This window comes from Streptomyces sp. W16, from assembly GCF_033194735.1.
Taxonomy (GTDB): domain Bacteria; phylum Actinomycetota; class Actinomycetes; order Streptomycetales; family Streptomycetaceae; genus Streptomyces.
This window is the reverse complement of the sequence record NZ_JAWOAI010000361.1, coordinates 1-10,331: the sequence shown is the minus strand read 5'-3', so window position 1 is coordinate 10,331 and position 10,331 is coordinate 1. Positions and strand designations below refer to the sequence as shown.

The window sequence follows — 10,331 nt, the reverse complement described above, 5'->3', positions numbered from 1 at the left end:
GTGCCTGCGGGGCGCCGGCGGCGGGCGGGTCCTGGGAGACGGAGATCAGGTGGCGGCCGTCGACCCAGGCGGACCAGCCGTTGGAGCACAGGGTGTGGGCCCAGTCGCCACGCCGCTCCAGGAGTTGCACGGGGAGCAGCGCGTCGAGCGGCACGGTGGGGCGGGCGGGGTCCGGGGCCTCCCAGGCGGGCATCCCGTGCTCGGGGACGACGTGCGTGGGCCGGAAGCCGGGGGTGGTCGTCATCGTGGCGCCCTATTTCCGCATCACGGCGGGTTCGTGCCGGCGCAGCAGCCGGGACACCAGGAAGCCGAAGAGCAGCGACAGGACGATCAGCATGCCCATGTTGAGCAGCCATGCCCCGGCCGAGTGCCGGAACAGCGGATCGCCGGTCAGTTCGCCCGGCACGATGCGGGCCAGTCCGATGGTGCCGGCCATGCCGCCGAGCGCCCAGCGCGAGGGCACGAGCCAGGAGAGCTGTTCCAGGCCGGGTACGCCGTGCAGTTTCAACAGGGCGCCGCAGAACACCACTTGGACGATGGCGAGCAGCACGAGCAGCGGCATCGTCACCTCCTCCTTGCGCACCAGGGCGGAGACCAGCAGGCCGAGCATCATCGCGGTGAACGCCAACAGGGCGACGGCCACGGTGATCTCGATCAGGGGTGGCATCAACACCCCTTTTCCACGGGGAGCGTTGAGGTCTACGCCGAACAGGCCGACCAGGGTGAGCACCACGGCCTGTGCCACGGTGATCGCGCCCAGCACGACGACCTTGGAGAGCAGGTACGCCGATCTGGACAGGCCGACGGCTCTTTCGCGGCGGTAGATCGCGCGTTCCTTGACGAGTTCGCGCACGGCGTTGGCCGCGCCGGTCAGCACACCGCCGACGCACAGGATGAGCAGCGCGTTCATCGCCGTCTCCTGCGTGAGCTTGCTCCCGGCGAGCGCGCGGGCCATCGCGCCCATCACGAACGGCAGCGCGATCATGATGGCGAGGAAGGTCCGGTCGGCGCCGAGCGCAGCGGCGTAACGCCGTACCAGCGTGCCGAGTTGTGCGCTACGGCTGCGGGGCCTTGGCGGTGGGGCCACGGCGACCGGACCGGAGCCGAGCAGGTGGGGCTGCGCGGTGGAGTTGCGGATGTACTGGCGTTGGAAGGGGGATTCCCCGAACTCCCGCGCCCAGTCCCGGTCCTGGTCCCGTTCGAAGGCCTCGAAGGCCTCCGGCCAGTGCTCGAAGCCGAAGAAGGCGAGGGCGTCGGCGGGCGGCCCGTAGTAGGCCACCTTGCCGCCGGGCGCGAGCACCAGGAGGCGGTCGCAGACGTCGAGGCTGAGGACGCTGTGGGTGACGACGATGACGGTGCGGCCGTCGTCCGCGAGGCCGCGCAGCATGTGCATCACCGAGCGGTCCATGCCGGGGTCGAGGCCGGAGGTCGGTTCGTCGAGGAAGAGCAGCGAGGGCTTGGTCAGCAGCTCCAGGGCCACGCTGACCCGCTTGCGCTGGCCGCCGGAGAGGCTGTGCACGGGCTGCTCGGCCCGCTGCTGAAGGCCCAGTTCGCGTACGACCTCCTCGACCCGGGCCTGCCGCTCGGCCTTCGCCGTGTCCTGCGGGAAGCGCAGTTCGGCCGCGTAGGACAGGGCGCTGTGCACGGTCAGCTGGGCGTGCAGGATGTCGTCCTGCGGGACCAGTCCGATGCGCTGGCGGAGTTCGGCGTAGTCGCGGTAGAGGTCGCGGCCGTCGTAGAGGACGGTGCCCCGGTCGGCGGGGCGCTGGCCGGTGAGCGCGTTGAGGAGGGTGGACTTGCCGGCGCCGCTGGGGCCGACGACGGCGAGCAGGCATTTCTCGCCGACCGGGAACGACACCTGGTCGAGCAGGACCTTGCGGCCGTGGTCGACGGCGACCGTGAGGTCCTGTACGTCGAGGGAGATCTCGCCGGTGTCGACGTACTCCTGCAGCTGGTCGCCGACGAGACAGAACGCGGAGTGCCCGATGCCGACGATGTCACCCGGGCCCATGGGGGCGCGGGCGACGGGCTGGCCGTTGAGGTAGGTGCCGTTGTGGCTGCCGAGGTCGACGATCTCGTACGTCCCGTCCGGCATGGCGCGCAGTTCGGCGTGGCGGCGGGAGACGATCAGGTCGTCGACGACGAGGTCGTTCTCGGCTGCCCGGCCAATGCGGACCGTGCGGGCGGGCAGCGGCCGTACGGTGGTCGGCTGCCGGAAGGTGCCGGTGAAGGCGGGCATGGACACGGCCGAGGGGCGTTCCGGGGCCGGGGCCGGGCGGTCGGCCAGGGTGACGCACGGGCCGTCGGCCGCACTGCCGAAGCGGATCACGCTGCCGGGGCCGACGCCCCACTCGTGGACGCGGCGGCCGTCGGCGTAGGTGCCGTTCGTGCTGTGTTCGTCCTCCAGCGTCCAGTGGTCGGCGTCGGGCCGCAGCACCGCGTGGTGCCAGGAGACCCGGGCGTCGTCGATGACGATGTCGCTCAGCGGATCGCGGCCCACGTGGTAGTCACGGCCAGGGGTCATGACCGTGGAGCCCGACTCCGTCTCCAGGAGGAGTTCGGGCGCGGTCGGCGCCATCGGCCGCTCTGACATGCACCGAATTCTACCGATTCGTTCACCCGTGCGCCCGGCCAGCGGTCAGGGGTGTGCGACGGGCGACACGTGTCAGGCGACAGGGACGACGAGCGCGGGCACCGTCCGCTGCATACGGAGGGCGTCCACCGATTCGGCGAGCAGCTCGTACTCGGTGGTTTCGTCGCTGATGGCGATCTGGACCAGCCGGCCGGCCGCCAACTCGTAGGCGACCTGCTCCTGTTGGCCCACATCGCGGGACCAGGTGCGTAACGCCTTGGGTATGTCGGGCGCCGTGTCGGCGACCGGCACCAGGGCACCCCTGGGGAAGCGCGGGTTCTCCGGCTGCGGGTCGAGCCGGTCGGCCATCCACACCGCGCGGTCCCGTAACCACCACAGGGCGAGTGCCAATGTGGGAGCTCGATAGGTACCCAAAGGCACCCCGACGCGCTTTCCGTCGCAGGTACCGTACGCGGTGACATGGCACAGGAATTCGTCGTGCACGATCACTCCCCCGTCGCGTGTCTCGATTGCCGGTCGGGCCTCGCTTTCCATGCGGCTCTGGCTGGCGGCTCGGGTGGCTCAGGTGGTGCGCACGATGGCGGATTCGCATCGTGAAGTTGTGCCCTAGCAGACGAGTATGTTCACTCCCGAAACACTGTCACCACGACTTTTTAGCCAGTCTCTTGGCATATTCACAGCCCTCTTTGGCCGAAAAGCTTCGAGATCCCTTTTGTGATGGTTCTCCGCCGTCATTACCAGCGGGGTAATCGACGCTCCACGCGGGCCCCGGCATGGTGGAGTCACCGGGTCGACACGCATCGGGATCCGGGTCCTGACCAGTACGAACGACCTCGACGGAGGCTGATTCACCATGTCCGAGAACACCGACCGATACGAAAATGCCGTCGCCCGCTACTTCGAGGCCTGGAACGCGGGCGAGCCGGAGGCACTGGCGAAGGCGGTGGCCGCCGCCTGGTCCGTCGAGGGTACTTATACCGACCCGCTGGCGGCAGTCACCGGCCACACGGAGATCGCCGGACTGATCACCGGGGCGCACGCACAGTTCCCGGGGTTCGCCTTCCGTCCCCTCGGGAGCGTCGACGGGCACCACGAAACGGCGCGGTTCGCCTGGGAGTTGGTGAGTGAGGCCGACGGCACCGCACCCGTCGCCGGTTTCGACGTGATCACCCTGGACGCGGACGGCCGTATCCGCTCCGTGCTCGGTTTCCTCGACCGGGTGCCCGCCGGGGCGACCGGGTGACCGTACGGCTCGAAGAACGGCTCAGCTCCTGGCCAGGGCCTCTTCCCGGTACCGCCTCGGCGCCACCCCGACCGCCCTCTTGAAGGCGTTGCTGAAGGCACTCTCGGAGGTGTAGCCGACGGAGCGGGCGAGCGCGCCGACCGGGGCGGCGTCCTGGCGGAGGGCCCGGGCGGCCAGGTTCATGCGCCAGTTCAGCAGATACGTCAGGGGTGGCACTCCGGCCGCTTCCTTGAACCGTACGGCGAACGTGGTGCGGGACATCGCCGCCGCCCGGGCCAGCTCCGCCAGCTGCCAGGGGTGGGCCGGGTCGCCGTGCATCAGACGCAGGGCGGGGGCGAGCCGTTCGTCGGCGAGGGCGCGCAGCCAGCCCGGTGGCAGCCCGTCCGACTCGGCCAGACAGACCCGCAGTACCTGGACGAACATCAGCTGCGCGAGCTGCGCCGACACGAACTCGACGCCCGCCCTGCGCGTCCGCATCTCGGCCGCCAACTGCCCGATGAGCCAACGCAGTACACCGGCCTCGGGCGAGTCGGCCCGGACGTGGACCAGCTCCGGCAGCGCCCGGCGCAGCAGGTCGCCGCGGTCGCGGCTCAGGTCGATGTGCCCGGACACACAGGCGACATCCACCGCCTCGCCCTGACCGAGGCGGCCCATCCGCGTCTCCGGGTCCATGACGACGTCGTCGGAGTCGGTCGGCTCGACGCCGGGCCGGCTGCACAGCGTGTACGGCTGTCCGCCGTCGGAGATCACGACGTCTCCCTCGGCGAGCCGCAGGGGTTCGCCGCCGTCGTCCCGGACCAGCAGGCAGCCACCCCGGAGCACGGCGTTCACCTTCAGCCGGTCGCGCCCGCGCAGCTGGATGGCCCAGTCGCCGCCGGCCGTGAACCCGCCGGAGAAGACACTGCGGGCATCGGCGACGGCGAGGGCGTCGGACAGGGGATCCACGGTCATGCTCGAACTATCACGCAAGTAATGCGGATTCTCAAGTATTCATCGTACGGATCGGTCGCCCTACGGTGGTCTCACCAGCTCAAGCTGACGAGGAGAGAGCAGACATGACCACCACCGCACAGCAGCCCCTGAACTCCGGCTTCGGCGCCGCGTCCACCGCCGAGGAGGTGATCAAGGACATCGACCTCACCGGCAAGGTCGCGATCGTCACGGGCGGCTACTCCGGCATCGGCCTGGAGACGGCCCGCGTGCTGCGCGCCGCCGGCGCCGAGATCGTCGTACCGGCGAGGGACGTGGAGCGGGCGCGGACGGCGCTGAAGGCCGTGCCGGGAGCCGAGGTCGAGTACCTGGACCTGCTGGACCCGAAGTCCATCGACACCTTCGCGGAGAAGTTCCTCGCCTCCGGGCGCCCGCTGCACCTCCTGGTCGACAACGCCGGGATCATGGCGACCCCGCTGGCTCGGGACGCGCGCGGCTACGAGGCCCAGTTCGCCATCAACCACCTGGGGCACTTCCAGCTCACCACCCGACTGTGGCCGGCGCTGGTAGCGGCGAAGGGCGCGCGGGTCGTGGTGCTGTCCTCGCGGGGCATCCGCTTCGCCGGCGTCGACTTCGACGACCTGAACTTCGAGCACCGGACGTACGAGCCGTTCCTCGCCTACGGCCAGTCGAAGACGGCCAACGCCCTCTTCGCCGTCGAGGTGGACCGGCGCGGCAAGGAGCACGGCATCCGCGCCTTCGCCGTGCACCCGGGCCTGATCATCGACACCGGGCTGGTCAAGCACATCGACCCGGCGATGCTCCAGGCCGCGGGCGCGCTCGACAGCGCGGGCGAGCCGATCCGCGACCCGGAGCGGCAGATGAAGACCGTGCAGCAGGGCGCGGCCACCAGCGTCTGGTGCGCGACCAGCCCGCGGCTCGACGGTCTCGGCGGGGTCTACTGCGAGAACGTCGACATCACCCCACTGGTGACCCCCGAGAACGAGGCCGCCTGGGCCACCGGGGACACGATCCCGGGTGTACTCCCCCGCGCCGTGGACCCGGAGGCGGCGGCCCGTCTCTGGAAGGTCAGCGAGCGGCTTACCGCCTAGCGGTTACGGCCTGACGATCGCGTCGATGCGGGCCAGCTCCTCGGCGTCGAAGTCCAGGTTGCGGGTGGCCGCGACGCTGTCCTCGATCTGCTGCGGGCTGCTCGCGCCGACCAGGGCCGAGGTGACCCGCCCGCCACGCAGCACCCACGCCAGGGCCAGCTGGGCAAGCGTCTGACCGCGTCCCTTGGCGATGTCGTCGAGGGCCCGCAGCCGACCGACCAGGTCCTCGGTGACCGCGTCCGAGTTCAGGAACGGGCTGTCGCTCGCCGCCCGGGAACCCTCCGGGATGCCGTCGAGGTAGCGGGCGCTGAGCAGCCCCTGCTCCAGCGGGGAGAAGACGATGGAGCCGACCTGGAGCTCGTCGAGGGCGTCGAGCAGGCCCTCGTCCTCGGGGCGGCGGTCGAGCATCGAGTAGCGCGGCTGGTGGATGAGGAGCGGGGTGCCCAGCTCGCCGAGGATGCGGGCGGCCTCCCGGGTCTGCTCCGCCGAGTAGTTGGAGATGCCGACGTAGAGCGCCTTGCCCTGCTGGACCGCCGAGTGCAGGGCGCCCATCGTCTCCTCAAGGGGAGTCTCCGGGTCGGGGCGGTGCGAGTAGAAGATGTCGACGTAGTCCAGGCCCATGCGGCTCAGGCTCTGGTCCAGCGAGGACAGCACGTACTTGCGCGAACCCCACTCGCCGTAGGGGCCGGGCCACATCAGATAGCCGGCCTTGGTGGAGATCACCAGCTCGTCGCGGTACGACCCGAAGTCCGCCTTCAGCGCCTCGCCGAGGGCGGACTCGGCGGCTCCGGGCGGCGGGCCGTAGTTGTTGGCCAGGTCGAAGTGGGTGACGCCGAGGTCGAAGGCACGGCGCAGGATGGCGCGCTGGGTGTCGACCGGGCGGTCGGGCCCGAAGTTGTGCCACAGGCCGAGCGAGATCGCGGGGAGTTTCAGACCGCTGCGGCCGGTGCGCCGGTAGGGCAGGTCCGTGTAGCGGTCGGGGTGTGCGGTGTACAACGCGACTCCAGAGGGGTTGGCACACGGGATACCGGTTCCAGGGAACCGTCGCCCACTCTGTCCGACCTGCGGGCAGTGGTCCAACAGAAGAATCCGATGGAATTCAGCGGCTACGCTTCTCAATCATGGAACTGCGTCATCTCCAGCATTTCATCGCCGTCGCCGAGGACCACCACTTCACCCGGGCGGCCGAGCGCCTGATGGTGTCCCAGTCGGGTCTGTCGGCGTCGATCCGCGCCCTGGAGCGGGAGTTGCAGACCCCCCTGTTCGTACGCACCACGCGCCGGGTCACGCTCACGGAGGCCGGCCGGGCGCTGCTCGGCGAGGCGGAACGCATCCTGGCACAGGTCCGGTCGGCGCACGAGGCGGTGGCCGCGGTGCAGGGCGTCCTGCGCGGCACGCTGTCGCTGGGCACCGAGCAGTGCATCGCCGGGGTGCATGTGGCCGGGCTGCTGGCCGCGTTCCGGCGCCGGCATCCCGACGTGGAGATCCGGCTGCGGCAGGCAGGCTCCGGCGCGCTGGCGGAGGAGGTCGCGGCCGGGCGCCTCGACCTGGCCTTCGCCTACCGCACCCAGGCGGACACCGACCAGCTGCGCTCGGTGTCGCTCACCAGCGAGCCGATGACCGTGCTGTGCCATCCCAGCCACCGGCTCGCGGAGACCGGCGCGGCGGTCACCCCGGACGACCTCGGCGGCGAGGTCTTCGTCGACTTCCACCCGGACTGGGCCTCGCGCCGCACCACCGACGCAGTCTTCGCCGCCGCAGGCGTACGGCGGACGGTCGCGCTGGAGGTCAACGACGTGCACAGCCTCCTCGACCTGATCGACGAGAACCTCGGCATCTCGGTGGTCCCCCAGCACTTCCGTCACAAGCGCGAGCCCCTCACCGCCCTCCCCCTCAAGGGAACGGGCGAGGAGGTCTACGAGACGGTGGCCCTGCTCCCGCCCCCGCAGGCGACCAGTCCGGCGGCCAGGGCGCTGATGACCCTCCTGGAAACCGGGACTCCGGCCGCGTGACGGACGGCAATGCGCGAAGGTGGTCGTATGCATGCCAACGACATCCTCATTGACGCGTACGGCCGTATCCAGGAAGAAGTCCACGCCGCCGTCGACGGCCTGACCCCGGACCAACTGCACGCGCGCGTGGCCGCCGACGCCAACTCCATCGCCTGGCTGATCTGGCATCTCACCCGCGTCCAGGACGACCATGTCGCCGACGCCGCGGGCCTCGACCAGGTGTGGCTGACGCAGGGCTGGGAGAAGCGCTTCGGCCTCGACCTGCCGGCCCGGGACACGGGTTACGGCCACACCTCCGCGAAGGTCGGCAAGGTGCGCGTCGAGTCGGCCGGGCAGCTGACCGGGTACTACGACGCCGTGCACGAGCAGACGCTGGCGTATCTGCGTGGGCTGGTTCCCGAGGACTACGAGCGGATCGTGGACGAGCGCTGGGACCCGCCGGTCAGTCTGGGCGTACGGCTGGTCAGCGTCCTGTCCGACGATCTGGAGCACGTCGGACAGGCCGCGTATGTGCGCGGGCTGCTTCAGAGCGCGGAGGCATAGCCCGGCAGGACGACGTCCTCGATGAGGGCCCTGCGCTCGTCGTACGGGATGAACGCGCTCTTCAGGGCGTTCACCGTGACGGTGCGCAGGTCCTCGACCGTCCAGCCCGCGTGCTCGACCAGGAGTGACATCTCGCGCGTCATCGTCGTACCGGACACCAGTCGGTTGTCGGTGTTGAGGGTGACGCGGAAGCCGAGGTCCTTCAGGGCGGTGATGGGGTGCTCGGCGATCGAAGTGGCCGCGCCCGTCTGGAGGTTGGAGGTCGGGCACATCTCCAGGGCGATACGGCGGTCACGGACCCAGCCGGCCAGGCGGCCGAGCTTGCCGTCGACGATGTCCTCGGTGATGCGGACGCCGTGGCCGATGCGCTGGGCGCCGCACACCTGGAGGGCCTGGTGGATGCTGGGCAGGCCGTGTGCCTCACCGGCGTGGATGGTGAACGGGACGCTCTCGCGGCGCAGGTGCTCGAAGGCGGCGAGGTGGTCGGCGGGCGGGAAGCCGTCCTCGGCACCGGCGATGTCGAAGCCGACGACACCGGCGTCCCGGAAGGCCACCGCGAGGTCGGCGGCCTCGCCGACCCGGTCGAACATCCGCATCCCGCACAGCAGCGTCCGCACCTGGACCGGTGTCCCCGCTGCCGCGGCCTTGGCCATGCCGGCCGCGAGACCCTCCTGGACGGTCTCGACGACCTCGCTGAGCGTGAGTTCGCCGTTGGTGTTCAGCTCGGGGGCGTAGCGCACCTCGCCGTAGACGACGCCGTCGGCGGCCAGGTCGAGGACGTACTCCTCGGCTGTGCGCAGCAGGCCCTCGCGGTTCTGCATCACGGCGAGGGTGTGTTCGAAGGTGGCGATGTAGCGCACCAGGTCACCGGAGTTGGCGGCGTCGAAGTACCAGGCGGCGAGCTCGTCCGGGTCGGTGGTGGGCAGGGTGTGCCCGACCGTCTCCGCGAGCTCCACCACGGTGGCGGGGCGCAGGCCGCCGTCGAGGTGGTCGTGCAGCACGGCCTTGGGGAGCCGGCGGAGGGTGTCGGTGTCTATGCGCGTAGAAGACATGTGCGGTCGTTCCTCGGTCGTTCGGCGAGCGGGGGCGGCGGTACGGGGTTCAGGCGGCGGGCTGGAGCAGGTCCCAGCGGTTGCCATAGAGGTCCTGGAAGACGGCGACCGAGCCGTACGGCTCGTGGCGCGGCTCCTCCAGGAAGGTCACGCCCGCGGCGAGCATCCGGGCGTGGTCGCGGGCGAAGTCGTCGGTGTGCAGGAAGAAGCCGACACGCCCGCCGGTCTGGTCACCGACCCGGACACCCTGGTCCTCACCCTTGGCGCGGGCCAGCAGCAGCCCGGTACCCGAGTCGTCCGCGCCGGGCGGCGTCACGACGACCCAGCAGGAGCCGTCGGGGCGGGGCGTGTCCTCGACGAGGCGGAAGCCGAGGGCTTCGGTGTAGAAGCGGATCGCCTCGTCGTAGTCGTCGACGACGAGGGTGACCAGGGCGATACGGCTCATCGGGGGTTCTCCGTGCGGTTCCGTTCGGTGGGATATTGACGGGTGAGGTTATACGTAAAACGTGGCTCGCGCCAGTCGCCCGCCGGACCCGCTCCTCAGCCGGCCTCCTCACCCTGCGCGACCTCCACCCGATGGTGGACGTCGACCATCTCGGTGGCCGAGGCGGCGAAGGAGAGCGCGGCGCAGGCGGCGGTACTGCGGGTGCCGCGCGGGGCCGCGACACCTTCGGCTATCTGCGGATCGGCGTCGGTATCGGTCTCGGCATCGTCGTCGGCGGCCATGTGCTGCGCGGCGCGAACGGCGCGGCCGGTGAGCTGGCCCGGCTGCCCTACCCCTGGGACGACGCCGTGGAGCCGCGCAGAGAGGCCCTGGGGGAGTACGTCGGCGCGCGCTCGCTGCTG

Annotated in this window: 10 protein-coding genes and 2 pseudogenes; 5 read left to right on the top strand and 7 right to left on the bottom strand. The window is 70.7% G+C overall.

From position 1 onward, the window contains the following. The 3 genes and pseudogenes from R6V09_RS35610 to R6V09_RS35600 form a co-directional block, all read right to left on the bottom strand. Positions 1-244 (bottom strand): annotated as a pseudogene (locus tag R6V09_RS35610) (hypothetical protein); the annotation flags it as partial. Between the two features lie 9 nt (positions 245-253). Continuing rightward, positions 254-2,593, bottom strand: a complete 2,340-nt coding sequence (locus R6V09_RS35605) for an ABC transporter ATP-binding protein/permease (protein ID WP_317885596.1) — start codon at positions 2,591-2,593, stop codon at positions 254-256. Positions 2,594-2,665: 72 nt separating this feature from the next. Beyond that, positions 2,666-3,076: a hypothetical protein gene (locus R6V09_RS35600; RefSeq protein WP_317885595.1), complete on the bottom strand. Its 411-nt coding sequence runs from the start codon at positions 3,074-3,076 to the stop codon at positions 2,666-2,668. Positions 3,077-3,446: 370 nt separating this feature from the next. On the opposite strand from R6V09_RS35600, the gene R6V09_RS35595 reads away from it, so the two are divergent. Further along, entirely contained in the window at positions 3,447-3,836 is a 390-nt protein-coding gene (locus R6V09_RS35595; protein WP_317885594.1) for a nuclear transport factor 2 family protein, read from the top strand. 21 nt (positions 3,837-3,857) lie between these two features. Here the strand turns inward: R6V09_RS35595 and R6V09_RS35590 are convergent, their stop codons facing one another. After that, a complete protein-coding gene (locus tag R6V09_RS35590) occupies positions 3,858-4,787 on the bottom strand; it encodes an AraC family transcriptional regulator (protein ID WP_317885593.1) in 930 nt (309 codons plus the stop codon). Between the two features lie 104 nt (positions 4,788-4,891). On the opposite strand from R6V09_RS35590, the gene R6V09_RS35585 reads away from it, so the two are divergent. Beyond that, positions 4,892-5,878, top strand: coding sequence for an oxidoreductase (locus R6V09_RS35585; protein ID WP_317885592.1), 987 nt, complete (start codon positions 4,892-4,894; stop codon positions 5,876-5,878). 3 nt (positions 5,879-5,881) lie between these two features. On the opposite strand, the gene mgrA is transcribed toward R6V09_RS35585, so the two are convergent. Beyond that, complete coding sequence (gene mgrA / locus R6V09_RS35580; protein ID WP_317885591.1) at positions 5,882-6,874, bottom strand: L-glyceraldehyde 3-phosphate reductase; 993 nt, start codon at positions 6,872-6,874, stop codon at positions 5,882-5,884. A gap of 125 nt (positions 6,875-6,999) precedes the next feature. Here mgrA and R6V09_RS35575 point away from each other — a divergent pair, with 125 nt between their 5' ends. Both R6V09_RS35575 and R6V09_RS35570 read left to right on the top strand, forming a co-directional pair. Further along, entirely contained in the window at positions 7,000-7,890 is an 891-nt protein-coding gene (locus R6V09_RS35575; RefSeq protein ID WP_317885590.1) for a LysR substrate-binding domain-containing protein, read from the top strand. A 27-nt stretch (positions 7,891-7,917) separates the two neighbouring features. Further along, complete coding sequence (locus tag R6V09_RS35570) at positions 7,918-8,433, top strand: mycothiol transferase (RefSeq protein ID WP_317885589.1); 516 nt, start codon at positions 7,918-7,920, stop codon at positions 8,431-8,433. Here the strand turns inward: R6V09_RS35570 and R6V09_RS35565 are convergent. Continuing rightward, positions 8,415-9,485: an adenosine deaminase gene (locus R6V09_RS35565; protein WP_317885588.1), complete on the bottom strand. Its 1,071-nt coding sequence runs from the start codon at positions 9,483-9,485 to the stop codon at positions 8,415-8,417. The two genes, R6V09_RS35570 and R6V09_RS35565, sit on opposite strands and share 19 nt — an antisense overlap. A 49-nt stretch (positions 9,486-9,534) precedes the next feature. Next, the gene (locus R6V09_RS35560; RefSeq protein WP_317885587.1) at positions 9,535-9,930 is read right to left on the bottom strand and encodes a VOC family protein; all 396 of its coding nucleotides are present in this window, start codon (positions 9,928-9,930) and stop codon (positions 9,535-9,537) included. A 200-nt stretch (positions 9,931-10,130) separates the two neighbouring features. Here R6V09_RS35560 and R6V09_RS35555 point away from each other — a divergent pair. Then, positions 10,131-10,331: pseudogene (locus R6V09_RS35555) on the top strand (ROK family protein); the annotation flags it as partial.